This window comes from Paracoccus homiensis (assembly GCF_900111675.1).
Lineage (GTDB): Bacteria > Pseudomonadota > Alphaproteobacteria > Rhodobacterales > Rhodobacteraceae > Paracoccus > Paracoccus homiensis.
Genome location: NZ_FOHO01000009.1, coordinates 123654 through 147327, shown reverse-complemented (window position 1 = coordinate 147327; position 23674 = coordinate 123654). Strand labels below are relative to the sequence as shown.

The following is a 23674-nucleotide window of genomic DNA, read 5'->3' as shown; positions in this document are numbered from 1 at the left end:
CCCGCAAGAACGCGAAGCCCTGGAAGACGATCACCGCTGGAGCCGTGGCGCGAAACGAGGCCCTGCGCGCGGTGAAATACCTGGGCCGCGCGCTCTGGCGACGATGGAGCGGATACCACCGCCGAAGCCGCGTCGAGACAAAGATGCATTGTGTGAAGTTGCTGGGGCAGCGGCTCGTGGCGCGGGACTTCGACCGTCAGGTCGCTGAACTCCAGGTCCGAATCGCCGTCCTGAACGGATACACCGCGCTCGGCATACCCGTCACGGAAGCTGTGGGATAAGTCCGTCCGGGGAAGGGGGAACCTCGGCCATCACCCGATTTGTGCAACAGAGTCATCTCGCCCGGGAACTGTTCTGGAAGATAGCTAGTCCAGCCCTTGCGCATTACCGAATTCGATCCGCCTGTAACGATAATCCGCATGGCCATTCCTCTATGAATCTTGAGATCAGCCGTGCCGCTTTAGCCCCACAGCGCCGCAAGTGCCGCGATCGGGTCGTCTTCGGACCAGATTTCAGGACCGATGGCGATGAAATCGCAGGCGGGGCTGATGCGGGTGATCAGGTCGCGGGTCAGGGCGCCTTCGGCCACGACGGGGATCTCGATCATTTCGGACCACCACTGGAACAGATCCTGCGGCGCCGGTTCGCCCCGGCCCAGGGCCGAATCGCCGATCGGGCCAAAGCTGACGTAATCGGCGCCCGCTTCGCCCGCGCTCATGCCGTCATGGCGCGACGCGCCGCAGAAGGCGCCGACGATGGCATCCGCACCCAGCTCCGTCCGCGCAAGCCGTACGCCGCGTGAGCCGTCGGTCAAGTGGACGCCGTCCAGCCCGTGGCGCTGCGCCAGCTTCACATGGTCGTCGATGACCACGGCCACGTCGCGGGCATGGGCGATTTCGCGGGTCAGATCGGCGATGCGACCCAACTCATCCTCTTCGGCGCCGCCGCGGATGCGCAGGCAGGAGACCGGAAAGCGGTCCATCACCTCGGCCAGAAGCGGCCCCAGTGCCGAAGCCTGGGCACCGGCGGGGGTCATCAGATAAAGCTGCGGCTGGTCGGACATCATATTCTCCTTCGTCTTGTCCGCAGATAGCGCAGCTTGCCCGCCGCTTCCAGACGGACTATGCGAACGGCCATGTCAGACAATCGCACACCCGTCGTCATCCTCGTGCGCCCGCAGATGGGCGAAAACATCGGCGCCGCCGCGCGCGCCATGCTGAATTTCGGGCTGACCGAAATGCGGCTGGTCGAACCGCGGGATGGCTGGCCCAATCCCAAGGCGGTCGCAATGGCCTCGGGCGCGGCGGGCAAGGTGCTGGACCATGCCAAGGTCTATCCGACGCTGGCCAGCGCGATGGAGGGGATCGAATACGCCTTTGCGACAACCGCGCGCGGACGCGAATTGTCAAAGCCGGTCTTCACCCCGCAGACCGCGATGGACAAGGCGCGCGCATTGGACGGGCGCTGTGCGCTGATCTTCGGGCCTGAACGCGCCGGTCTGGAAAATGACGATGTGGCGCGGGCCAATGCCATCGTGACGGTGCCGGTCAATCCCGATTTCCCGTCGCTGAACCTGGCGCAGGCGGTATTGCTGATGGGCTATGAATGGGGCCGCGACACATTGCCGCCCGAACCGGCCCCGCATGTCCGCAAGGCCGCCGCCGAGTTGCTGGCGGATCGCGTCGAGATCGAGAAGCTGGGCGACCACTACGAAGAAAAACTGAAGGAATCCGGGTTCTTCTTTCCGGAAACCAAGGCTGAAAGCATGCGCTTGAATCTGCGCAACATGTGGTCACGCCTGACCCTGACGCAGGGCGATGTCCGCATCCTGCACGGCGTCCTGCGGCAATTGACCCGCCGCTGAGCCCGACCTAACCTCCGCCCGACGTCAGAGGAGCCCCCAGATGGCCAAGCGCCCGATTTTCGAGGAAGTCTCGGATCAGACCGTCACCCGGCCCGTCACCCGGACCGGCATTATCGACGCCGCCCCCAAGGGCGCGCGCCGCGCGATCCGGTTGTGGCTGATCGTCCTGTTCGCAATGGTGGCCGCGATGATCGCGCTGGGGGGCGCGACGCGGCTGACCGGTTCGGGTCTGTCGATCACCGAATGGGCGCCCGTGACCGGGGCTTTGCCGCCCATGGATCAGGCGACATGGCAGCGCGAATTCGAGGCGTATCAGCAGATCCCGCAATTCACCGAGGTGAACCCCGAGATGGACCTTGCGGGGTTCAAGCAGATCTACTGGTGGGAATGGTCGCATCGCCTGTTGGGCCGGGCCGTGGGGCTGGTCTGGGCGCTGGGTTTCCTGGGCTTCCTGCTGACCCGCCGCATTCCGACGGGCTGGACGCAGCGGTTGCTGGGCATCGGTGTTCTGGGCGGGATCCAGGGGGCGATCGGCTGGTGGATGGTCAGTTCCGGCCTGGTCGAGGGGATGACCCGCGTCGCCTCGTACCGCCTTGCGACGCATCTGGGCATCGCCTTTCTGATCCTTGGCCTGATCGCGTGGTACGCGCTGTTGCTGGGCCGGTCCGAGGCCGACCTGCTGCGTGCCCGCCGCGCGGGCGAGCCCAAGCTGTTCTCGATGTGCACCGGTCTGCTGCACCTGACCTTTCTGCAGATCCTGATCGGTGCGCTGGTCGCCGGGATCGATGCGGGCCGGACCTATACCGGCTGGCCGACCATGGGGGGCGAGTGGATTCCTGCTGCGATCTGGGATGGCACCCTTGGCTGGCGGAATTTCTTCGAGAACCCGGCGCTGGTTCAATTCATCCACCGCATGACCGGCTATCTGGTCGCGATCTTCGCGGTCGTCGTCTGGCTGCGGGCGCGTCGGTCGCCTCATCCGGTGACGCGCGGCGCCTTTACCGTCATGCTGGTGATGGTCGCAGCGCAGATCGCGCTGGGGATCATGAATGTCGTGCATGCCTCGCCGCTGATGCTGGCCCTGACCCATCAGCTGGGCGCGGTGGCCCTGTTCGTGCTGATCATCCGCGCGCGGGCGCATGCCCGCTTTCCGTATGAAACCTCGGTTCGGGGGACCGTGAAATGAGCGCCTTCAACGATCTTCTCGCCTTTCAGCGCCAGACCGAGGCGCTGTCATCCGTGGCCGAGCGTCTGGGATGGGATCAGGAAACGGTCATGCCCCGCGGTGCAACCGAACAGCGGGCCGAAGAAATTGGCGCCATGGAAGAGGTGCTGCATGAACGCCGCACCGATCCCCGCATTGGTGAATGGCTGTCCGTCGCCGAACCCGAAAACGAGGTCGAGGCGCGGATCCTTCAGCTGATCGACCGTGACTATACCCGCACCAACCGCATTCCCGCGCGGCTGGCGGCGGAACTTGCGCGCGTCACCTCGCGTGCGCAGGGGATCTGGGCCGAGGCACGGGCCAATGACGCGCCGCAGGATTTCCTGCCGACGCTGGATCAGGTTCTGATGCTGAAGCGCGAAGAGGCGGCGGCGCTGGCCGATGGCGGCGATCTTTATGACGCGCTGCTGGAGGATTACGAACCCGACACCACCGCCGCCGAGATCGCCCGCGTATTCGATGCCATGCGCCCGCGTCTGGTGGCGCTGCGGGACGACATCATGGGCGCGGACCGACAGCCACAGCCGCTGACCGGACATTTCCCGCAGGAAACCCAGCTGCGTCTGGCAAGGGCCTGCGCAGGGGCCTTTGGCTATGACTGGTCGCGCGGGCGCATGGACATCGCCGTCCATCCGTTCAGCAGCGGTCGCTGGCAGGACAGCCGCATCACGACGCGCGTGGTCGAAACCGACCCCTTCAACTGCATCTATTCGACGATCCACGAAGTCGGTCATTCCAGTTATGAATTGGGTATCGACCCTGATTACGCCTTCACGCCGCTGGGGCGTGGCGTGTCGATGGGCGTGCATGAAAGCCAAAGCCGCATCTATGAAAACCAGATGGGCCGGGGCCGTGCCTTCACCGGCTGGCTGTTCAACCGCATGTCCGATGCTTTCGACGGGCTGAACATCGCCAATGCCGATGATTTCTACGCCACGGTGAACCGCGTCACCCCCGGCTTTATCCGCACCGAAGCCGACGAGGTGCAGTATAACCTGCATATCATGCTGCGCTTTGATCTGGAACGCGACCTGATTTCGGGGCGTCTGGATACGGACGATCTGGTCGAGGCGTGGAACAGCCGTTTCCAGAAGGACTTCGGCGTCGCCGTCGATCGCCCTGCGCATGGCGTCCTGCAGGATGTTCACTGGTCGGTCGGGTTGTTCGGCTATTTCCCGACCTATGCGTTGGGCAATGTCTATGCCGGATGCCTGAACGCCGCGATGCGCAAGAATGTCCCGGATCTGGCGCAGGCGCTGGCCGAAGGCGATGCCGCACCCGGCGTCGAATGGCTGCGCGAGAATGTGCAGCGTCATGGCGGTTTGCTGCCGCCGCGCGATCTGATCGAACAGGCGACAGGCGCCGCGATCAGCCCCGATCCGCTGCTGGATTATCTGGAAGAGAAATTCGGCGCGATCTACGGGCTGTAACTGCCCTCGGCAAGGCGTGACACACCGCGGCCATGCAGGCGCATGGCTTGCACATGCTGCGATGTTCTGTCACGGCAAGGTGATCATAACAGCTTTACTGAGGAGGAAGCATGGCACTTGGTGTCTGGATCAGTCTGATCCTGTATTTCCTGCTGATGCTTGCCATCGGCGTCTATGCATGGCGCAAATCGACTTCAAGCTCTGAGGAATATATCCTTGGCGGCCGCAACCTGCCGCCCGCCGTCGCGGCCCTGTCTGCCGGTGCATCGGATATGAGCGGCTGGCTGCTGCTGGGTCTTCCCGGCGCACTGTATGCCACGGGCCTGGTCGAGGCATGGATCGGCATCGGCCTGTTCGTGGGTGCGCTGCTGAACTGGATCATCGTCGCGCCGCGACTGCGCGAACAGACCGAACGCTATGACAACGCACTGACAATCCCCGGTTTTCTTGCCAATCGCTTCCCGTCGCGTGCGCTGATCCTGCGGGTGGTGTCGGCGATCGTGATCGTCGTGTTCTTCGTGGTCTATACCGCCTCGGGTCTGGTCGGCGGCGGCAAACTGTTCGCCAGCGCCTTTGACGGCAGCTATCAGACCGGGGTCTGGCTGACGCTTGGCGTGGTTCTGGCCTATACCGTCATCGGCGGCTTTCTGGCCGTCAGCCTGACCGATTTCGTGCAGGGCTGCATCATGATGCTGGCGCTGGTCATCATGCCCGCTGTGGTGCTGATGGGGCCGGGCGGCGGCGGTCTGGAACAGGCCCGCGCCACCCTGTCCGAAGTTGATCCCAATTTCCTGTCGCTGACCCAGGGCCTGACGGCTGTCGGATTCCTGTCCGCCGTGACCTGGGGGCTGGGCTATTTCGGCCAGCCGCATATCATCGTGCGCTTCATGGCCGTCCGCAGCGTCCGCGACGTGTCGACCGCGCGCAATATCGGTATGGGCTGGATGGCGATCTCGCTTCTGGGTGCGGTCGGTGTCGGCGTCTTTGGCCGTGCCTATGTCGTGCGCAACGGGCTGACGATCGAGGATCCGGAAACGATCTTCATCGTCCTGTCGAATCTGCTGTTCCATCCGCTGGTCACCGGTTTCCTGTTCGCCGCACTTCTGGCCGCGATCATGAGCACGGTGTCCAGCCAGCTGCTGGTATCATCCTCGTCCCTGACCGAAGACTTCTATCGCCTGTTCCTGAACCGCGAGGCCAGCGAACAGCAGGTGGTGATGGTCGGCCGCATCGCGGTGCTGGCCGTCGGCGTGGTTGCGGCCTTCATCGCGGGTGATCCGAACTCGAACGTGCTGTCGCTGGTGGCCCATGCCTGGGCGGGCTTCGGTGCGGCCTTCGGTCCGCTGATCATCCTGTCCCTGATCTGGTCGCGGATGACGGGTTCGGGTGCGGTGGCCGGTCTGGTCGTCGGCGCAGGCACGGTCATGGTCTGGACCTGGGCCGGGCTGAATGCCAGCTTCATGGGCGGACCGGGGGTCTACGAGATCATTCCCGGCTTCACCCTGGCCGGTCTGGCGATCATCGTGGTCAGCCTGATGACCACAGCCAAGGGTGAATTCCGCCCGCTGTCCCGCTGACCTGAATGAGGCGCGGGGCCGATCCGGCCCCGCGCCACGCCTTATTCCGCGGCAGTCGCCGCGGGGTTGTTCGGGTGGGTCGTCCAGTTGGCGTAATCCCCCCGCGCGATACCGGTCCGCAGATCGGTTTCCCCCGGCGCAAGTTCGCGCATGGTGATGCAGTCCTGAACGGGACAGACATCGACGCAAAGATTGCAGGCGACGCATTCCTCTTCGACGACCTCGAAAACGCGTCCGGACTTCATCGCGATGGCCTGATGGCTGGTATCCTCGCAGGCGGCATAACAGCGGCCGCATTTGATGCAGGCTTCCTGATCGATGACCGCCTTGGTCACATAGTTCAGGTTCAGTTCCTGCCAGTCCTTCACATTCGGCACCGCGCGACCGATCAGGTCGGACAGGGCCATGTCATGTCTGTCCAGATAGTCGTGAAGGCCGGTGATCATTTCCTGAACCACCTTGAACCCATAGGTCATGGCGGCCGTGCAGACCTGCACATTGCCTGCGCCAAGCGCCATGAATTCGGCCGCATCGCGCCATGTGGTCACGCCGCCGATACCGCTGATCGGAAGGCCTGCGGTGGCCGGGTTGCGGGCGATTTCGGCGACCATGTTCAGGGCGATGGGCTTGACCGCCGGACCGCAATATCCGCCATGACTGCCTTTGCCGTCGATCGTGGGTTCGGGTGCGAACAGGTCCAGATCGACCGAGGTGATCGAGTTGATGGTGTTGATCAGGCTGACCGCGTCCGCGCCGCCGCGTCTGGCGGCCTCGGCGGGTTTGCGGACATCGGTGATGTTCGGCGTCAGTTTCACGATGCAGGGCATGCGCGAGTATTGCTTGACCCAGCGCGTGACCATTTCGATATAATCCGGCACCTGACCCACGGCGCTACCCATGCCACGCTCGGCCATGCCATGAGGGCAGCCGAAGTTCAGCTCGACCCCATCGGCGCCGGTATCCTCGATCCGTTTCAGGATGTCGCGCCAGCTGTCCTCGTCGCAGGGAACCATCAGGCTGATGATCAGGGCGCGGTCGGGGTAGTCGCGCTTGACCTGCTTGATTTCACGCAGGTTCACCTCCAGCGGGCGATCGGTGATCAGTTCGATATTGTTCAGGCCCAAGACCCGGCGGTCGGGACCATGCACCACGCCATAGCGCGGGCCGTTGACATTGACGACGGGCGGACCTTCGGCGCCCAGGGTTTTCCAGACGACACCGCCCCAGCCGGCCTGAAAGGCGCGGCGGACGTTGTATTCCTTGTCCGTGGGCGGCGCCGAGGCCAGCCAGAACGGGTTGGGGGATTTGATCCCGATGAATTCGCTGCGCAGATCAGCCATGGCCGTGCCCTTTCTCAACCGGGGATTTCAACGGGACGTCCGGTCAGCCGGGCGTCGATATCCTCGGCCGCATCGCGGCCTTCGGCAACGGCAGTCACGGTCAGATCGTCCCCGCCCATGGCGCAGTCACCGCCGGCCCAGACGCCATCCAGACTGGTGCGACCGGGGCCGGTGACGGCGATCTTGCCGCTTTTGGCCAGATCAAGATCGGCAAGCGGCGCTTCCAGACGCTGACCGATGGCCTTGAACACCTGATCGGCGGGCAGCTGGAAGCCGTTCTCGGACAGATGCAGCTGACCCTCGCGGATCTCGGTATAGGCGAATTGCACGGCCTCGACCTTGCCCTTGCCCAGCACCGCGATGGGGGCGGCACCGTGGATGATCCGCACCCCCTTGCTGGTGGCGTGATCCTGTTCGTGTTCGGACGCGCCCATCTGATCGCGGCTTCGGCGATAGACCATCGTGACGTTTTCCGCGCCCAGCAGCTTTGCCTGAACGGCGGCGTCCACGGCGGTCATCCCGCCCCCGATGACCACGACATCGCGGCCGACGGGCAGGGCCCCGCGATCATCCGCCTGCCGCAGTTCCGAGATGAAATCGACCGCATCGCGAACATTCTGAAAGCTCTCGCCCTCGGTCCGCAGGGCATTGACCGCGCCCAGCCCGATCCCCAGAAACACCGCGTCATATTCGGCCCGCAGGGTGTCCAGCGTCAGATCGCGGCCAAGCGCGCGCCCGGTTTCCATGGTGATGCCGCCGATGCCCATCAACCACGCGACCTCGGCCTGTGCGAAACCGTCGACCGTCTTGTAGCTGGCGATGCCATATTCATTCAGCCCGCCGGGTTTTGCCCGCGCATCGAAGATGGTGACGTCATGGCCCTTGGCCGCAAGGCGATGGGCGCAGGACAGGCCTGCCGGGCCCGCGCCGACGACCGCGATACGCTTGCCGGTCGGCTCGGCGCGGCGAAACGGGTGGGCGCCGTCAGCGATCAGACCGTCGGTGGCATAGCGCTGCAATGCGCCAATGCGGACCGGCTGACCCTCGGCGTCGTTGCGGACGCAAGACCCCTCGCACAGGTTTTCGGTCGGGCAGACACGGGCGCACATGCCGCCAAGGATGTTGGCGTGGAAAATCGTCATGCCGGCCGCATCGGGCGTATCGGTCGCGATCTGGCGGATGAACAGCGGAATGTCGATGCCGGTCGGGCAGGCCGTGATGCAGGGCGCATCATGGCAGAAATAGCAGCGATCGGCCTCGACATGGGCTTCGTGCCGGTCCAGCGGCGGGGCGACATCGGCGAAATTCACCGCCAGCTCATCCGGTGTCAGTCGACCCGGAACGATTCCGGGCGACAGCGTTGCTTGGGACATTTTCGTCTCCTGGCTCACCTGTTGGTAAGAATCAGGCTGGCACAGGTCCAAAATTTTATCAAATGGTAAAATCAGGGCGATCGCAGTTTGCCAAGATTTCAGGCGGGCAGGTCCAGTATTGCGGCAAGTCCCCCGATATCCGCCCGTTCCAACCGCAATGCGCCACCGTGAAGCGCGGCCAGATCAGCCACGATGGCCAGCCCAAGCCCCGCGCCGGGGGGGCCGTTCTCGTCCAGCCGTGCGCCGCGGATCAGCGCGCGGGGCGTATCGGTTTCGGCCATGCCGGGGCCGTCATCGGCAATCTCGATGCGCAGGCGGTCTGCGTGGCTGGTCACCGAGACCCGCAACTGGCTGCGGCCCCATTTGGCGGCATTTTCGGACAGGTTGCCGATCATTTCCTCCAGATCCTGCCTTTCGCCCGCAAAGCGCGCATCATCGGGGCAATTGATCGCGGTCATGATCCCCTTGTCCTGAAGGGGACGGCGCAGCACCAGAAGAATGTCCTCGATGACCGGGCGGACGGCGCTGTACTGACCCAGAACGCGCGGTTGCGCAGATCGGGCGCGGCGCAGATGCCATCCGATCAGCCGGTCCATCCGCGCAATCAGCGTCTGACCTTCATGTTCCGAGGGCAGCGCATTCGACAGCGCGGCCAGCGGCGTTTTCAGTGAATGTGCCAGGTTGCCCAGATGTTGCCGCGAGCGGGTCAGCAATTCCGCGTTCTGATCCAGGGCCGCGTTGATCTCTGCGGCCAGCGGGCGAAGTTCCCGGACATCGGGACGGGGCAGGCGGTCGGACCTGCCGGCCCGCACGCGGCGCAGATCCTGGCCGATGCGGTCCAGGCTGCGCAGCCCGATGGCCACCTGAATGACGCTGGCCACTGCCAGCCCAAGTCCCAGGACGATCAGCGACACGGCCAGCGGGCGGCGCACCTCGCGCAGGCTGGCGCGGATCTGCTGGGCGGGGGCAGTCACGGTGACGGCGATGGTCGCGTCGCTGTCGGGAATGGTGATTTCGCGGCGCATCACCCGCAGCGGCGCCTGATCGGCCCCGCGCCCCGCGCCGCCATCGTAATTCCCCGTGGGTCCGGACAGCACGCCATCCAGCAAGGACGCCGACCGCGCGATCACCCGATCATTCGCCGCGATCTGCCAATACCAGCCGCTGAAGGGCAGGTTGAACCGGCTGTCGGGCGGCGTCGCCCCGATTACGATCTGACCTGCCTCATCCGCCGAGATCACCGCAAACAGCGCATCGGTGATCGCCGCGCTTTCGGCGTCAAAGCGGCTGGTGACGAAATCGTCCAGAAGCTGCGAGATGACCAGAAACGCGGCCAGCAGCGCCGCCGTCAGCCACGCCGCAGCCAGAATCAGCAATCGCGCCCGGATCGAATGGATCACGCGCCCACCCGCAGCACATAGCCTTCGCCCCGGCGGGTCTGGATCAGCCCGTCGCCCAGCTTCTTGCGCAGCCGCCCGATCACCACCTCGATGGATTTGAAATCGCGATCCGTGTCGGCCTCGTACAGATGCTCGGACAGTTCGGTCCGGCTGACGATACGGTTCTGATGGTGGATCAGATAGGTCAGGATGCGCGTTTCGAACGCAGTCAGCTTCAGTGCGACCCCGTTCAGCGTGATGACCCCCAGCTGACTGTCCAGTGCCAGCGGCCCCGCCGTGATCGCGGCCCGCGCATGCCCCGCCGCGCGACGCACCAGCGTTTGCGCACGCAAAACGACCTCGTCCAGCCGAAAGGGCTTGACCGCGTAATCATCCGCCCCGGCACGAAACCCCGCGACCTTGTCGGTCCAGTCGCCCCGCGCGGTCAGGATCAGCACCGGCATCGAAATGCCCTGATCGCGCCAACGGGTCAGAACCTCGATCCCCGGCATGGTGGGCAGACCAAGATCCAGGATCGCGACATCGTAAGCCTCGGTCGCGCCCAGAAATTCGCCGTCTTCGCCATCTGCGGCATGGTCGGTCACAAAGCCCGCCTCGGACATGGCGCTGCGCAACTGGTCCGACAGGACGGGATCGTCCTCGACAATCAGGGCCCTCATCAATCATCTTCCTTGTCTGTCATGCGACGTGCCGCCGTCTGCCCCCGACCCGCGATTTCCAGAAACCGGCCGCTGCGCGCGTCCAGCCGGATCAGCAGCAAGTTGCGCTGCGGCGTCAGCAGGCGGAACTCATAGACCAGCGCCGCGCCCAGCATCCGCTCATGCGGCGTCGGCGGCGCCATCTGCGCCCCGATCAGCCGTCCGCGATACCGGTCCGTGACGCTTTCGGCCAGTTCGTGGAACGGGCGCGGGCTGAAATCCTGCGCGACGGCCTTGGTGGCAGGGCAGCGCGGCGCGATTGCAGGCGGGGCCAGCAACGCGGCACAGGTCAGGGTCAGGATCATCAGGCGTTTCATGTCATGCCCTATGCGCTATCCAAGCCAAACGAATACCAAATGCGCCATTGGCCTTTGGTTCAGGGTGAGGAATGTAAAAGCGATTCGTGAGGCGGGACAAGCCGCCGCAAAAGACACGATGAAAGGACAAGACATGAGCAGTTACAGCCTGACCGCCGCCTCGATGGCACTGATCGCGATCATGGGCAGCCAAGCCGTCGCGCAGGATGCCCCGGCCGATGCGCAGGATCTGCCGCAGGCGCTGACGACGCTGAACCTGCAGGATATTCAGATCGAGGACGCGCGCCGCGGCGGTCGTAAGATCGAAGGCGATCTGCCCGATGGTGGCGAGATCAGGGCCTTTGTTGATGCCGATGGCAATATCCGCATGATCGACGCTGATGACACCGCGATGCCGCAGGCGCTGATCGACGAACTGCTGCCGCAGGCGGTGCGCGACAACGACATCCTGTCGCAATTCGCCGTGGTCGAAAAGTTGGGCACCTTCCATGGCAGGGTAATGGTCGGCGGAAGTGACAGCGACGGCGAAGATCTGCGCGCCGCCTTTGACGAGGACGGTCGGCTGATCCGCTTTGGCCGTGGGGATGACGACATGAAGGGGCCGCGCGGCATGAAGGGCCATGAGCGGGGTCACGACAAGGGCGATCATCGTCGGGGCCCCGATGGCGAGCGCCACGGTCACAAGGGCCATCATGGCCACAAGGGCGATCACGGCAAGGGACCGCGTGGCGACATGCCCCGGATCGACCGTGACGCGTTGCAGGAAAAGCTGGGCGAGGCCGGCTACACCGATCTGGACAATGCCCGCCACACCGGGCCGCGCTTGGTTCTGGACGGAACCAATGCCGCGGGCGAGGCCGTCACGATCGAGGTCGATCCGGCTGGTGAGGTCGTGCGCGAAATCGCCCGCTGATCGTCTGTCGGATAACATGGAAGGGAGGGCACCGCCCTCCCTTCGCGTCGATGCGGATCAGTCGAAGGCGCGATCCGTGATCAGATGGGTAAAGGCGCCTTCCGGCACGGCCGAGATTACCGGATCCGAGCCGCCCGACATCAGCGTATCGACGGTGCGCTGATAATCGGCTTCGTCCAGGGTGCCGTTCGATCCAGCGGTCAGCTTGGCGATCTCGCCCATCATACGGGTCTGATGCTCGATCGTCTGGGCGCCCGTTTCATCGTTCTCCAGAACGATTTCGGCGGCCTCTTCGGGGTTCTCTTCGGCATATTTCCACCCCTTCATGCTGGCGCGCACAAAACGGACCAGCGCGGTGACCTTGGCTTCGTCCTCAAGCGTGGATTCCAGCGTGTAAAGCCCGTCTTCCAGCGTGGCGACGCCCTGATCCTCGTATTTGAAGGTGACCAGATCATCCTCGGACAGGCCGGCATCCAGAACCTGCCCATATTCGTTATAGGTCATGGTGCTGATGCAGGCCGCCTGTTTCTGCAACAGCGGATCGACATTGAAGCCCTGTTTCAGAACGGTCACGCCATCTTCGCCGCCCTCGGTGGACAGGCCAAGCGTGCTCATCCAGGACAGGAACGGATATTCGTTCCCCGCGAACCAGACGCCCAATGTCTTGCCCGCGAAATCGGTGGTCGGGTCGCTGATGCCGCTTTCCTTCAGGCAGGTCAGCATCATCCCCGACGATTTGAACGGCTGGGCGATATTGACCAGCGGCAACCCTTTTTCACGCGCCGCCAGCGCGGCAGGCATCCATTCGACGACCACATCGGCACCGCCCCCGGCCAATACCTGCGTCGGTGCAATATCCGGCCCGCCGGCCTTGATGGTGACGTTCAGATCCTCTTCGTCGTAAAAGCCCTTGTCCTTGGCGACGTAATAGCCCGCGAACTGGGCCTGCGTGACCCATTTCAGTTGCAGGGTCAGGTCATCGGCGGCATGGGCCCCGCCGGACATCAGCGCAAGGGCGGCTGCCGTCAGCATCATCCGTTTCATTCATCACTCTCCTGTTGGGGGGCGTCAGCCCCGTTGATTGCGCTGCGACGGATGCCAGAACGTCACCTTCTTTTCGATCAGCGCGACAATGCCATAGAACAGGGAACCCGCGATTGCGGCCACACAAATTTCGGCCCAGACAAGGGGCAGGTCCAGACGCCCCACCGCTGTCGAGATGCGAAAGCCCATTCCCTTGGTCGGGCTGCCGAAAAACTCGGCAACGATTGCGCCGATCAGGGCCAGGGTGGTGGTGATTTTCAGCCCGTTGAACAGGAATGGCATGGCGGCGGGCAGGCGCATCTTCCACAGCGATGCGCGATAGGGTGCGGCCCAGGTCGCCATCAGGTCCCGCTGCATCGCGTCGGTGGCGGCAAGGCCCGCAACCATGTTCACGAGGATCGGAAAGAACACCATCACCACGACAACAGCGGCCTTGGAGTGCCAATCGAAGCCGAACCACATCACCAGGATCGGGGCAAGGCCCACGATCGGCAGCGCCGCGACGAAATTCCCGATGGGCAGCAACCCGCGTTGCAGGAACGGGCTGCGATCGACCGCAATGGCCGTCAGCGTCGCGGCCAGAGCGCCCAGCACCCAGCCCGTCAACGCGCCCTTCAGGATGGTCTGGACAAAATCGGTCCACAAGATGCCCAGATTGCTGCCAAAGCTGGCCGCGATCTGGCTGGGCGCGGGCAGAATGACCGATGGCACCTGATACAGGCGTACGATCATTTCCCACAGGATCAGGATCGTCGCACCAAAGATCGCGGCCACCAGAAACCGCGTCAGCCGCGTGTCACGGCGCGACAGCCAGATGTTCAGCGCCCAAGCCGCCAGCCACACCCCGATGATCAGAACTGCCTTCATCCGCCCAGCCCCATGCGTTTCAGGACCAGCCGCTGGATCAGATCGATCAGCATGACCAGCAGCGCGGCCAGCGCGGCGGCGGTGAACAGCGCAGACCAGATCTGGACCGTTTGTCCGTAATAGCTGCCCGACAGCAGCCGCGCACCCAAACCCGCGGTCGCACCCGCCGGCAGTTCGCCGACAATCGTGCCGACCAGCGCCGCGGCCACGCCGATCTTCAGGCTGGCAAACAGATAGGGCAGGGATGAGGGCAGCCGCAGCCGCCAAAAGACTTGCGGGCCTGATGCGCTCCAGCTTTTCATCAGGTCCAATTGCATCCCGTCAGGGGTCCGCAGCCCTTTGACCATGCCCACCAGGACCGGAAAGAAGGACAGCCAGGCGGCGATGATCGCCTTGGGCAGCAGGCCGGTGACGCCCGCACTGGCAAAGACGACGATGACCATGGGCGCGATGGCCAGGATCGGCACGGTCTGACTGGCAACGGCCCAGGGCATCACCGATTGGTCCATCGCGCGGCTGTGCACGATCCCGACGGCCAGCAGGATCCCGGCCAGGCTGCCGATCCCGAACCCCGCCAAGGTCGCAGACAGCGTGACCCATGCGTGATAGATCAGGCTGCGCTTCGAGGTGATCTTCTGACCGGCGATTCCGTCCCAAAGCCCCGCCGCGACCTGATGCGGCGCGGGCAGCACCGGCCGGTCCTGCGTCAAGGTGTCGGCGATCAGCGCGCTGGTGGTCAGCTGGGTCTCGGCCCGCGCCGCCTGATCGCGTGCCCATTGCGCATTCATGCCGATCGCACCCAGATACCAGACCAGCAGGATCGCGGCGACAACGGTCAGAACGGGTAGGGTGCGGCTCATCCGGTCACGGTCCTAGTCATCGCCATGCCCCTCACGCAGCCCCTCGCGAACCTCATGCGCCAAGGCGATGAATTCCGGGCTGTCACGAATATCCAGCGGGCGTTCGGGTGGCAGCGGGCTGTCGATGACTTTGGTGATCCGCCCGGGACGCGGCGACATCACGACGATCCTCGTCGAAAGATAGACGGCTTCTGGGATGGAATGTGTCACAAAACCAATGGTTTTCCCGGTTTTCCTCCAAAGTGTCAGTAGCGCCTCATTCAGCCGGTCGCGCACGATTTCATCCAATGCGCCAAAGGGTTCATCCATCAGCAGGATATCGGCATCGAAGGCCAGCGCACGAGCAATGCTGGCCCGCTGCTGCATCCCGCCGGACAGCTGCCAGGGGAACTTGCCCCCGAACCCCGCCAGATCGACCAGATCCAGCACGCGGGCGATCCTCTCTTGCCGGTCGGATCTGGAAAATCCCATGATCTCAAGAGGCAAAGAGATGTTCCCAGAAATCGTGCGCCACGGATACAGGCCCGGCGCCTGGAACACATAGCCATAGGCCCGCGCCCGCTGCGCCGCGTCGGGGGTCATCCCGTTCACGCTCAACTCGCCGCCGGTCGGGGTCTCCAGCGCAGCGATGGTGCGCAGGAACGTGGTCTTGCCGCAGCCCGAAGGGCCGATGAAGCTGACGAAATCCCCCTTGCCGATGGTCAGATCCACATCCTTCAACGCGTGAACCGGTCCATCGGCGGTCTGGAAGGTGAGGCTGATCTTCCTGGCCTCGATCACCGCAGCTGACAAGCTCAGACCCCCGTCGCCGGAATGCCCGACCGCTGGACCGGGCGCGGCGCGGTCAGTTCCTTCCACTGCGACAGCGCACGGTTCACGGTGCCCCGCGGCTCGCGGGCGACGAATTCGCCGTGACCCTCGCGGCTGTCCACCTTGCCCTCGGTGACGGCAACCACGCCGCGCGTCAGCGTGTAGCGCGGCAAACCCTTCACCTTTTTCCCTTCGAAGACATTATAGTCGATCGCCGATTGCTGGCTGCCCGCCGAGATCGTCTTTTCCGCTTCGGGATCCCAAACCACCAGATCGGCATCCGCGCCGACCAGAACCGCGCCCTTCTTCGGGTACATCCCAAGGATCTTGGCGATATTGGTCGAGGTGATGGCCACGAATTCGTTCGGCGTCAGCCGCCCGGTGCCCACGCCATTGGTCCACAGCATCGGCATCCGATCCTCCAACCCGCCGGTGCCATTCGGGATCTTGGTGAAATCGCCCAGACCGTAACGCTTCTGATCGGTCGTGAACGCGCAATGATCCGTCGCCACCACCGACAGGCTGCCAGATTGCAAGCCTGCCCAAAGACTGTCCTGGTGCTGCTTGTTGCGGAACGGAGGCGACATCACCCGCCGCGCCGCATGATCCCAATCCGCATTGAAATATTCGCTTTCGTCCAGCGTCAGGTGCTGGATCAGCGGCTCGCCCCAGACGCGCTTGCCCTGCTGGCGTGCGCGGCGGATGGCTTCGTGACTGTCCTCGCAGCTGACATGCACGACATACAGCGGCACGCCCGCCATATCCGCAACCATGATCGCGCGGTTCGTGGCCTCGCCCTCGACCTGGGGGGGGCGCGAATAGGCATGCGCTTCCGGTCCTGTATTCCCTTCGGCCAGCAACCGCGCGGAAAGCTCTGCCACGACATCGCCATTTTCAGCATGAACCATCGCGATACCGCCCAGATCACCCACGCGGCGGAAACTGGCGAACAACTCATCGTCATTCACCATCAGCGCGCCCTTATAGGCCATGAAATGCTTGAAGCTGGTGATCCCGCGCCTGACCACGGCGTCCATCTCGTCAAAGACCTGCTCACCCCACCAGGTGACCGCCATGTGATAGCTGTAATCGCAATGCGCGCGACCCGATTTGTTGTCCCACATCTGCAGCGCATCCAGCAGCCCCTGACCGGGCGAGGGCAGGGCGAAATCCACCACCATAGTCGTCCCACCGGCCAGTGCCGCTCGGGTTCCGCTTTCGAAATCATCAGCCGAATAGGTGCCCATGAAGGGCATTTCCAGATGCGTATGCGGGTCGATTCCGCCCGGCATCACATAGCATCCCGTCGCATCCAGTGTCTGGTCGCCGACCAGGCCCTCACCGATCGCGACGATCTTGCCGCCCTCGATCAACACATCCACCGCATAGCTCAGATCCGCAGTGACGATGGTTCCGTTCCGAATGACCGTGCTCATGGGGCCCTCATCTTCTGTGTTCAAATATCCCGGGGGTCCGGGGGCTGGCCCCCGGCATCGTCCGCGTCAGCGGACAATCCCGGCTGTGTCCAGCACCGACTGCAGCAACACATCCGCGCCGGCCTTGGCCCATTCCGGGCTGATTTCTTCCGCCTCGTTATGGCTTAGCCCATCGACACAGGGGCACATGATCATGACCGTCGGCGCAACGCGGTTGATCCAGCAGGCATCGTGGCCCGCGCCGCTGACGATATCCATATGCGAATATCCCAACCGCTCGGCAGCCGTTCGAACGGTCCCGACCAGTTCCGGATCGAAGGTCACGGGATCGAAATGCCCAACAGGCTCTATCTCGACATCAAGGCCAAGTTTTTTTGCGATAACAGCAGCTTCTGATTCAAGATCAGACCGCATCGAGGTCAATTTTTGCAGATCCGGGCTGCGAAAGTCGATGGTGAAAACCGCCTTGCCGGGGATCACATTGCGGCTGTTGGGGTAGACATTGGCCTGACCGACCGCGCCGACGGCATTGGGCTGGTGATCCATGGCGATGCGATGCACGGCCTCAATGATCCGCGCCATGCCAAGACCGGCATTCACGCGCATGTTCATGGGTGTGCTGCCGGTATGTGCCTCCTTGCCGGTCAGCGTCACCTGCAACCACCACAGGCCCTGGCCATGGGTCACGACACCGATCTGCTTGCCCTGGGCCTCAAGGATCGGGCCTTGCTCGATGTGGTATTCGAACATCGCGTGCATCGGACGCCCGCCGACCTCTTCGGTGCCGCGCCAGCCGATACGATCCAGTTCGTCGCCGAATGTCTTGCCTTCGGCGTCTTGGCGGGTGTTCGCATAATCTTCGCTGTGCATCCCGGCATAGACCCCGCTGGCCAGCATTGCCGGGGCAAAACGCGTTCCCTCTTCATTGGTCCAATTCACCACGACGATGGGCCGACGGGTCCTGATTTCCATGTCCCGGATCGAGCGGATGACTTCCAGCCCGGCCAGCACGCCCAGCACGCCGTCATATTTGCCACCGGTCGGCTGCGTATCCAGATGGCTGCCGATATAGACCGGGTCCAGCGTCGGATCTTCTCCCTCATGCCGCATGAACATATTGCCCATACGGTCGACGCCCATGGTCATTCCCGCGTCTTCGCACCAACTTTGGAACAGGCGGCGCCCCTCGGCATCGGCATCGGTCAGGGTCTGGCGGTTATTGCCACCGGCAATGCCGGGGCCAATCCGGGCCATCTCCATCAGGCTGTCCCACAGCCTTTCACCGTTTACGGCCATGTTGCCAGCCGCAGCCAGCCCACTGCTGTCGGTCATCATCAGTCCTTCCTGTCTGACCTCCCTGTCTTTTTGCAGGGTCGGCGTGATGGGTCGGGGGCATCCTTGCCCCCGGTCCGGTCAGGTTTGCACCCGCTGCCGGATAATTGACCATTTAGTCAGGTTCACGCTAGCACGGGGCTAAAACCAGTCAAGCTTTCTCACGGCCAGGGTGACAAAACCCGAATCTCTGCCCAAAAAGGGACCAACAAGCCCAGAGGATGCCATGTCGGATAACCCAGATCAGCCCCTGACCCGGATTCAGCGACAGAATCGCCAGATCATTCTTCAGGGCGCATTGACGGCCTTTTCGACGAACGGCTTTCGCGGTGCGACGATCGACCAGATCGCCGAGGCGGCCGGTCTGTCAAAGCCGAATGTCTTCTACTATTTCGGATCGAAGGACGAAATTCATCGGAACCTGTTGACCGGCCTGCTGGATATGTGGCTGGCGCCGCTTGTGGCGATCAACCCGGATGGTCAGCCGTTGGACGAGGTTCTGACCTATGTCCGCGCCAAGCTGGACATGTCGCGCGATTACCCGCGTGAAAGCCGGCTTTTTGCCTATGAGGTGATGCGCGGAGCGCCGCATCTGACCGAAATCCTCAGCGGTCGCTTGCGGAACCTGGTCGAGGATACGGTGACCCTGCTTCGGCGCTGGATGGATGAAGGCCGCCTGGCACGGGTCGAGCCGCATCACCTGATCTTCTCGATCTGGTCCATGACCCAGCATTACGCCGATTTCGAAGTTCAGGTTCAGGCGGTGCTGGGTCCCGGTCACGACCCCTATGCCGAGGCGGGCGAGTTTCTGGACCAGATGTATCGCCGCATGCTGGCGGTCTAGTTGTTACGCAGCAGATCCGCTGCCGGGATGATCATGTCCAGATATTCATGCGCGGCCTCGACGAAATCGGTGCGCGGACCCTGGGCCCAGTCCTTGGTCGCGCTGTTTGTCGCGGCAATGACGGCAGAGGCAAGGATATCCAGCTTGCGGGGATGTTCGTTTGGCATCCGGCTGCGCAGCAATTCGGAAATCTGGCCGCGTCGCGAAATCACCATGCTGTTGCGCAATGCCTCCAGCTTGGGGTCGGATTCGGACAGGCGCAGGACATGGCCCAGCATCTCGCGTTCATCCACGAAACGCGACAGATGTGCGGTGATCAGGATCTTGAGATCGTCCATCAATGCGCCGCGACCGGTCAGAAAGGCCGCCACCGCATCGGTGGGGTAATCCGGTGCGGGGCCCATCAGGGCGGCTTCCTTGTAGGGGTAATAATTGAAGAATGTCCGTGCGCTGACGCCTGCCGCCGTTGAAATCGCCTCGGTCGTGATGTTCGACAGGCCGTGGCGCACGGCCAGTTCGACCGCTGCGGCCTGGATCTTCTTTGCGGTGCGATAACGGCGGGTGGCAAGCTGGGGCATCAATTCTCCTGGATCTGACCGGTGCGACAGCACGGTCCTATGCGTCAAGAGTCGCCAAATATTGCAATCTGTCAATACATTAGGCGGTTCATCTTGCCGATGACTGAAATCGAAAAGCTGCCCGCAGGCGAGGCAGGCAGCTTGTCAGGACAGGTTTTGCCGAAAGCGTGGCGCCCTCAGGCGCCCCAACTGCGGACCGGTCCGCAATCCATGTGAACAAAGTTCGAGCGGCTGTACTTACCGACCCCGCCCGCGCGGCAGGACATTGCCGCCTGATACATCTGCCCGACCGAGCGCGACTTCAGCCGAAGATCCGCAGCCTTGCCCTGTACATGCAACGAGTTCTTGGCAACGCCGCTGGACGTGCGACGCAGCATCGCATTGGTCTGCGGCGAGCGATAGCCCGACAGCATCATGTAGGGTTCATTCGTCTGCAGCAGCCGGTGCGAGGCCGCGGCGACATCGATCATGCGGGGGTCGATGCCGATGGCCGTGCCCGTGCGCCAGTCGCGCATGAAGATATTGATTTCGTTCAGCGATTCGCGAACGTACTTGCCGTTGACCCAATAAACGGTGTCGATGCTCTCGCCCGTGCGGCCATTATACATCCGGATGCGTCGCATGTCGCCCGCGCCGCGCAAGAAACCGAAGGCATTCGCCATTACCGGAGCGGCCGCCACCGAGGTTGCCGCAAAGGCACCCAGGATTCCCCGACGGGAAATAAAATCCATTGTCATGTCTGATCGCCTGTCCTGCTTCGTTCTTGTTGCCGCGTCATTCGGCGGCGCCCCAAGGTTAACCCCTGGTCCTTAACAATATGTCAAAACCCTGTGCGTGCGGGAACAAGTTTCTTCGCGGGAATATGGGTAATACCCCTTATGCGCGAAAAATTGCCGAGTGACGGTTCTGCGACGGTTTCCGGCGGGCGCCGTTGCTTTTTCGTCACAGGCCGCGTTGCAGATCGGGCGCAGTTCGGCGGTTCATGGACGCTTAACCCCCTGAATGTCAGTATGATGACAGCAGTGATAACCGAGTACCAAGATGCGCGCGCTTTTCCATTTCCTCTGTGCGGCAAGCCTTGCACTGGCGGTGCCGGCCGCCGCGCAGATTGGCGGTGCATCGGTCGCGGTTGCGCCGCGACTGTCCTTTTCCGCGGAAGAGATGGCCTTGGCCGAGGCGGTCGCAGGCGATCCGGTCCTGGCCGAATTCTATGGCACGAACGGCTTGCGGCGTATTTTCACCGCGTCCGAGAAAACTGCGCTGCGTGACGCGATGGCCGCGACATTTGCGGCGGCCGGTGATCATGGTCTGCCAACCGGGCGTTATCAGATCCCGGCAAAAGCCTCGGGGCTGGCGGATGAGATCGCACATGCACGCAGCCTTTCCAGATATCTGGGCGATCTGGGTGGTGGGCTGATCGATCCGGGCAGCGCCGATGCCCAAATTCATCGGCAGGCACGCCGCACAAAGGTTGCCGCGGCGATGCATCAGGTCGTCGCCGCCGAAGATCCGCGCGACGCGCTGGCCGATCTTGCCCCGCAAGACCCTGCATATCGTGACCTGCAAAAGGCGCTGAAGGCACAGGCACAACTGGTCGTGTCCGCGGATCTGCCAAAGGCGCCCGAGGCCGTCTGGCGCGTCGGCATGTCCGGCCCCGGCGTGATTCCGCTGCGTGACCGGCTGCGCAGCATCGGTTACGACAGCATCGCATCCGATGCCGCGATCTATGATCTGGCCCTGTCCGAGGTCGTTGCACGCTATCAGGACGCGGTTGGTCTGCGCCCCGATGGGGTCGCCGGACCGAACACGATACGCCGGTTGAATGCCGGTCCCGGCGCACAACAGCGCGCCATCCTTGTCGCGCTGGAGCGGATGCGCTGGCTTGGCGAACAGGATCTGTCGGCGCGGATGGTCTGGGTGAACATCCCCGAATTCACGGGGCGCATCAAGGAAGGCGGTCACGAGGTATTTCGGACCCGCGTCGTCGTCGGAAAGACGGATCACGACATGCGGACGCCGGAATTCTCGGATCTGATGGAATATGTGGTCGTCAATCCGCGCTGGAATGTCCCGCGTTCGATCACGGTGCGCGAGTATCTGCCGCGCTTGCAGGCAAACCGTCATGCGGTGGCGCATCTGGATGTCGTGGACGGGCGAGGGAACATCATTCCGCGCGACCGGATCGACTTCGGGCGCTATACCGCCGCGAATTTTCCCTATCGGATGCGGCAGAAGCCAAGCGATGACAATGCGCTGGGGCTGGTGAAATTCATCTTCCCGAACCAGTGGAACATCTATCTGCACGACACACCGACCAAGCATCTGTTCGCCAACAATCGCCGCGCCTATTCGCATGGCTGCGTGCGCGTGGGCGATCCTTTTGATTTGGCCACGGCGCTGCTGTCGCGGCAAAGCGATGATCCGCATGGTCTGTTCCACCGAACGCTGGCCACACAGAATGAACGCTGGCTGAAGCTTGAGCCGCCGGTCCCGGTGCATCTGGTCTATTTCACGGCCTTCCCCGACCAGACGGGTCGCATCCGCTATTTCGACGATATTTACGGGCGTGACGCCGCGGTCTGGGAAAAATTGGCGCAGGCCGGACTGGATTTGAACGCCGGAAAGGACTAGATCGCGGTCAAAAGGAGGGCGCTTATGTCCGTGACGATCGGTGATCTGGCCAACGCATTGCAGGCCGAGGCGTGGGGTGACCTGTCGCTGTGCGTGACCGGTGCCGGAGAGCCTGCGCAGGTCGATCCTGTCGGGCCACAGGGCGGTCTGATCGCCATGGCGATGGCGCCGAAATACGCCGAAGCGCTGAAACCCGGCAGCATCGCCATTCTTGCGGTGGGCATGGATCCTGCGGCCTATGGGCTGCGCGCGGCAATCTTTGCGCCGCGGCCACGTCTGGTGATGGCGGGACTGACGCGGGCCTTCGACAAGGGGCCGCAGGTTCAGCCGGGCATTCATCCCTCGGCCGTGATCGACCCCAGCGCAGTGATCGGCGAAAACGCGGCCATCGGCCCGCTGGTTGTTATCGGGCCGAATGTCCGGATCGGCAGGAATGCCCGGATCGCCTCGCATGTCAGTATCGGGCGCGACTCCGTCATCGGTGATGATGCCCTACTGCATCCGGGTGTGCGGGTCGCGCATGAGGTGCGGGCCGGTGATCGGCTGATCTTGCAACCGAATGCCTCGATCGGGGGGGATGGGTTTTCCTTCGTGACACCCGAGGAATCGGGCATCGAGGAAATCCGCCGTACCCTTGGGACGCGCGACGGGATCACCCAGCAACACTGGACCCGGATCCATTCCCTTGGCGGCGTCGAGATCGGCGACGATGTCGAGGTCGGCGCGAATACCAGCATCGACCGTGGCACCATCCGCGCCACCCGCATCGGATCCGGCAGCAAGATCGATAGTCTTGTTCAGATCGGCCACAATGTCATCATCGGCGAGGATTGCCTGATCTGCGGCATGGCGGGGATCGCCGGATCGGCACGGATCGGCAATCGCGTGGTGCTGGCCGGTCGGGTCGGCGTGAACGACAATATCGAAATCGGGGACGACGTGATCGCAGGCGGGGCATCCAAGATCTTCACGCGCGTTCCGGCGGGGCGCGTCGTTCTGGGCAATCCGGCGGTCAAGATGGAAACCCAGATGGAAATCCAGAAAGCCATGCGCCGCCTGCCGCGTATTGCACAACAGCTATCAAAACTTCAGGAAACTGTTACACGCCTGTTGGAAAAGGGCTGAACAGGAGGCC

General features: G+C 63.3%; 22 protein-coding genes and 1 pseudogene. 9 read left to right on the top strand and 14 right to left on the bottom strand.

Annotated elements, in window-relative coordinates; translation table 11 throughout:
- Window positions 1-281, top strand: a pseudogene (locus tag BMX67_RS13310) (IS5/IS1182 family transposase); the annotation flags it as partial.
- 179 nt (window positions 282-460) lie between these two features.
- Here the strand turns inward: BMX67_RS13310 and BMX67_RS13305 are convergent.
- A complete protein-coding gene (locus BMX67_RS13305) occupies window positions 461-1063 on the bottom strand; it encodes a thiamine phosphate synthase (protein ID WP_090735862.1) in 603 nt (200 codons plus the stop codon).
- A 72-nt stretch (window positions 1064-1135) separates the two neighbouring features.
- On the opposite strand from BMX67_RS13305, the gene BMX67_RS13300 reads away from it, so the two are divergent.
- The 4 genes from BMX67_RS13300 to putP all read left to right on the top strand — a co-directional run bounded on the left by BMX67_RS13300 (window position 1136) and on the right by putP (window position 6096).
- A complete protein-coding gene (locus BMX67_RS13300; protein ID WP_090735822.1) occupies window positions 1136-1864 on the top strand; it encodes an RNA methyltransferase in 729 nt (242 codons plus the stop codon).
- A gap of 40 nt (window positions 1865-1904) precedes the next feature.
- Window positions 1905-3050, top strand: a complete 1146-nt coding sequence (gene ctaA, locus BMX67_RS13295) for a heme A synthase (protein WP_090735819.1) — start codon at window positions 1905-1907, stop codon at window positions 3048-3050.
- On the top strand, window positions 3047-4519 hold the full coding sequence (locus tag BMX67_RS13290) for a carboxypeptidase M32 (RefSeq protein ID WP_090735818.1): 1473 nt from the start codon (window positions 3047-3049) through the stop codon (window positions 4517-4519). The genes ctaA and BMX67_RS13290 overlap by 4 nt, the downstream gene beginning before the upstream one ends.
- Before the next feature lie 110 nt (window positions 4520-4629).
- A complete protein-coding gene (gene putP, locus BMX67_RS13285; protein WP_090735815.1) occupies window positions 4630-6096 on the top strand; it encodes a sodium/proline symporter PutP in 1467 nt (488 codons plus the stop codon).
- A 41-nt stretch (window positions 6097-6137) separates the two neighbouring features.
- Here putP and preA read toward each other — a convergent pair whose 3' ends face one another.
- From preA to BMX67_RS13260, 5 genes are all read right to left on the bottom strand, one after another.
- Window positions 6138-7436 (bottom strand): NAD-dependent dihydropyrimidine dehydrogenase subunit PreA, encoded by a 1299-nt coding sequence (gene preA, locus BMX67_RS13280; protein ID WP_090735813.1) that lies wholly within the window; start codon window positions 7434-7436, stop codon window positions 6138-6140.
- A 14-nt stretch (window positions 7437-7450) separates the two neighbouring features.
- Window positions 7451-8809 (bottom strand): NAD(P)-dependent oxidoreductase, encoded by a 1359-nt coding sequence (locus tag BMX67_RS13275; protein ID WP_090735810.1) that lies wholly within the window; start codon window positions 8807-8809, stop codon window positions 7451-7453.
- A 98-nt stretch (window positions 8810-8907) separates the two neighbouring features.
- On the bottom strand, window positions 8908-10209 hold the full coding sequence (locus BMX67_RS13270) for a sensor histidine kinase (RefSeq protein WP_090735808.1): 1302 nt from the start codon (window positions 10207-10209) through the stop codon (window positions 8908-8910).
- Window positions 10206-10868: a response regulator transcription factor gene (locus tag BMX67_RS13265; RefSeq protein ID WP_090735805.1), complete on the bottom strand. Its 663-nt coding sequence runs from the start codon at window positions 10866-10868 to the stop codon at window positions 10206-10208. Before BMX67_RS13265 ends, BMX67_RS13270 begins: the two co-directional genes overlap by 4 nt.
- The gene (locus BMX67_RS13260) at window positions 10868-11224 is read right to left on the bottom strand and encodes a PepSY domain-containing protein (protein WP_090735802.1); all 357 of its coding nucleotides are present in this window, start codon (window positions 11222-11224) and stop codon (window positions 10868-10870) included. The genes BMX67_RS13265 and BMX67_RS13260 overlap by 1 nt, the downstream gene beginning before the upstream one ends.
- 133 nt (window positions 11225-11357) lie before the next feature.
- Here BMX67_RS13260 and BMX67_RS13255 point away from each other — a divergent pair, with 133 nt between their 5' ends.
- Window positions 11358-12137, top strand: a complete 780-nt coding sequence (locus tag BMX67_RS13255) for a hypothetical protein (RefSeq protein ID WP_090735801.1) — start codon at window positions 11358-11360, stop codon at window positions 12135-12137.
- A gap of 57 nt (window positions 12138-12194) precedes the next feature.
- Here the strand turns inward: BMX67_RS13255 and BMX67_RS13250 are convergent, their stop codons facing one another.
- The 6 genes from BMX67_RS13250 to BMX67_RS13225 all read right to left on the bottom strand — a co-directional run bounded on the left by BMX67_RS13250 (window position 12195) and on the right by BMX67_RS13225 (window position 18486).
- Window positions 12195-13181, bottom strand: coding sequence for an ABC transporter substrate-binding protein (locus BMX67_RS13250; protein WP_090735799.1), 987 nt, complete (start codon window positions 13179-13181; stop codon window positions 12195-12197).
- A 24-nt stretch (window positions 13182-13205) separates the two neighbouring features.
- Window positions 13206-14048 (bottom strand): ABC transporter permease, encoded by an 843-nt coding sequence (locus tag BMX67_RS13245; RefSeq protein ID WP_090735798.1) that lies wholly within the window; start codon window positions 14046-14048, stop codon window positions 13206-13208.
- Window positions 14045-14908 (bottom strand): ABC transporter permease, encoded by an 864-nt coding sequence (locus BMX67_RS13240; RefSeq protein ID WP_090735796.1) that lies wholly within the window; start codon window positions 14906-14908, stop codon window positions 14045-14047. The genes BMX67_RS13245 and BMX67_RS13240 overlap by 4 nt, the downstream gene beginning before the upstream one ends.
- Before the next feature lie 12 nt (window positions 14909-14920).
- Window positions 14921-15700 (bottom strand): ABC transporter ATP-binding protein, encoded by a 780-nt coding sequence (locus BMX67_RS13235; RefSeq protein ID WP_245739450.1) that lies wholly within the window; start codon window positions 15698-15700, stop codon window positions 14921-14923.
- Between the two features lie 2 nt (window positions 15701-15702).
- Window positions 15703-17154: a dihydropyrimidinase gene (gene hydA / locus BMX67_RS13230; protein WP_090735795.1), complete on the bottom strand. Its 1452-nt coding sequence runs from the start codon at window positions 17152-17154 to the stop codon at window positions 15703-15705.
- Between the two features lie 66 nt (window positions 17155-17220).
- On the bottom strand, window positions 17221-18486 hold the full coding sequence (locus BMX67_RS13225; protein WP_425438984.1) for a Zn-dependent hydrolase: 1266 nt from the start codon (window positions 18484-18486) through the stop codon (window positions 17221-17223).
- 226 nt (window positions 18487-18712) lie between these two features.
- On the opposite strand from BMX67_RS13225, the gene BMX67_RS13220 reads away from it, so the two are divergent.
- Window positions 18713-19330, top strand: a complete 618-nt coding sequence (locus BMX67_RS13220) for a TetR family transcriptional regulator C-terminal domain-containing protein (protein ID WP_090735793.1) — start codon at window positions 18713-18715, stop codon at window positions 19328-19330.
- Here BMX67_RS13220 and BMX67_RS13215 read toward each other — a convergent pair.
- Together BMX67_RS13215 and mepK are read right to left on the bottom strand one after the other, a co-directional pair.
- The gene (locus tag BMX67_RS13215) at window positions 19327-19908 is read right to left on the bottom strand and encodes a TetR/AcrR family transcriptional regulator (RefSeq protein WP_090735792.1); all 582 of its coding nucleotides are present in this window, start codon (window positions 19906-19908) and stop codon (window positions 19327-19329) included. The two genes, BMX67_RS13220 and BMX67_RS13215, sit on opposite strands and share 4 nt — an antisense overlap.
- A gap of 176 nt (window positions 19909-20084) precedes the next feature.
- Window positions 20085-20645: a peptidoglycan L,D-endopeptidase MepK gene (gene mepK / locus BMX67_RS13210; RefSeq protein ID WP_090735791.1), complete on the bottom strand. Its 561-nt coding sequence runs from the start codon at window positions 20643-20645 to the stop codon at window positions 20085-20087.
- A gap of 304 nt (window positions 20646-20949) precedes the next feature.
- Between mepK and BMX67_RS13205 the strand changes: the two genes are divergently transcribed.
- Together BMX67_RS13205 and BMX67_RS13200 are read left to right on the top strand one after the other, a co-directional pair.
- The gene (locus BMX67_RS13205; protein WP_090735789.1) at window positions 20950-22539 is read left to right on the top strand and encodes a L,D-transpeptidase family protein; all 1590 of its coding nucleotides are present in this window, start codon (window positions 20950-20952) and stop codon (window positions 22537-22539) included.
- A 24-nt stretch (window positions 22540-22563) separates the two neighbouring features.
- Window positions 22564-23664 carry a UDP-3-O-(3-hydroxymyristoyl)glucosamine N-acyltransferase gene (locus BMX67_RS13200; protein ID WP_090735787.1) on the top strand — a complete coding sequence of 367 codons (1101 nt, stop codon included), beginning with the start codon at window positions 22564-22566 and terminating at the stop codon, window positions 23662-23664.
- Window positions 23665-23674 lie beyond the last annotated feature (10 nt).

Excerpts from the sequence above, each read along its gene's own strand:
- BMX67_RS13265 (WP_090735805.1), bottom strand. The coding sequence starts at position 10,868 with ATGAGGGCCCTGATTGTCGAGGACGATCCCGTCCTGTCGGACCAGTTG.
- preA (WP_090735813.1), bottom strand. The coding sequence starts at position 7,436 with ATGGCTGATCTGCGCAGCGAATTCATCGGGATCAAATCCCCCAACCCG.
- BMX67_RS13245 (WP_090735798.1), bottom strand. The coding sequence starts at position 14,048 with ATGAAGGCAGTTCTGATCATCGGGGTGTGGCTGGCGGCTTGGGCGCTG.
- BMX67_RS13290 (WP_090735818.1), top strand. The coding sequence starts at position 3,047 with ATGAGCGCCTTCAACGATCTTCTCGCCTTTCAGCGCCAGACCGAGGCG.
- ctaA (WP_090735819.1), top strand. The coding sequence starts at position 1,905 with ATGGCCAAGCGCCCGATTTTCGAGGAAGTCTCGGATCAGACCGTCACC.
- BMX67_RS13250 (WP_090735799.1), bottom strand. The coding sequence starts at position 13,181 with ATGAAACGGATGATGCTGACGGCAGCCGCCCTTGCGCTGATGTCCGGC.
- BMX67_RS13275 (WP_090735810.1), bottom strand. The coding sequence starts at position 8,809 with ATGTCCCAAGCAACGCTGTCGCCCGGAATCGTTCCGGGTCGACTGACA.
- BMX67_RS13300 (WP_090735822.1), top strand. The coding sequence starts at position 1,136 with ATGTCAGACAATCGCACACCCGTCGTCATCCTCGTGCGCCCGCAGATG.
- BMX67_RS13225 (WP_425438984.1), bottom strand. The coding sequence starts at position 18,486 with ATGACCGACAGCAGTGGGCTGGCTGCGGCTGGCAACATGGCCGTAAAC.
- BMX67_RS13240 (WP_090735796.1), bottom strand. The coding sequence starts at position 14,908 with ATGAGCCGCACCCTACCCGTTCTGACCGTTGTCGCCGCGATCCTGCTG.
- mepK (WP_090735791.1), bottom strand. The coding sequence starts at position 20,645 with ATGACAATGGATTTTATTTCCCGTCGGGGAATCCTGGGTGCCTTTGCG.
- hydA (WP_090735795.1), bottom strand. The coding sequence starts at position 17,154 with ATGAGCACGGTCATTCGGAACGGAACCATCGTCACTGCGGATCTGAGC.
- putP (WP_090735815.1), top strand. The coding sequence starts at position 4,630 with ATGGCACTTGGTGTCTGGATCAGTCTGATCCTGTATTTCCTGCTGATG.
- BMX67_RS13305 (WP_090735862.1), bottom strand. The coding sequence starts at position 1,063 with ATGTCCGACCAGCCGCAGCTTTATCTGATGACCCCCGCCGGTGCCCAG.
- BMX67_RS13220 (WP_090735793.1), top strand. The coding sequence starts at position 18,713 with ATGTCGGATAACCCAGATCAGCCCCTGACCCGGATTCAGCGACAGAAT.
- BMX67_RS13255 (WP_090735801.1), top strand. The coding sequence starts at position 11,358 with ATGAGCAGTTACAGCCTGACCGCCGCCTCGATGGCACTGATCGCGATC.
- BMX67_RS13215 (WP_090735792.1), bottom strand. The coding sequence starts at position 19,908 with ATGCCCCAGCTTGCCACCCGCCGTTATCGCACCGCAAAGAAGATCCAG.
- BMX67_RS13260 (WP_090735802.1), bottom strand. The coding sequence starts at position 11,224 with ATGAAACGCCTGATGATCCTGACCCTGACCTGTGCCGCGTTGCTGGCC.
- BMX67_RS13200 (WP_090735787.1), top strand. The coding sequence starts at position 22,564 with ATGTCCGTGACGATCGGTGATCTGGCCAACGCATTGCAGGCCGAGGCG.
- BMX67_RS13205 (WP_090735789.1), top strand. The coding sequence starts at position 20,950 with ATGCGCGCGCTTTTCCATTTCCTCTGTGCGGCAAGCCTTGCACTGGCG.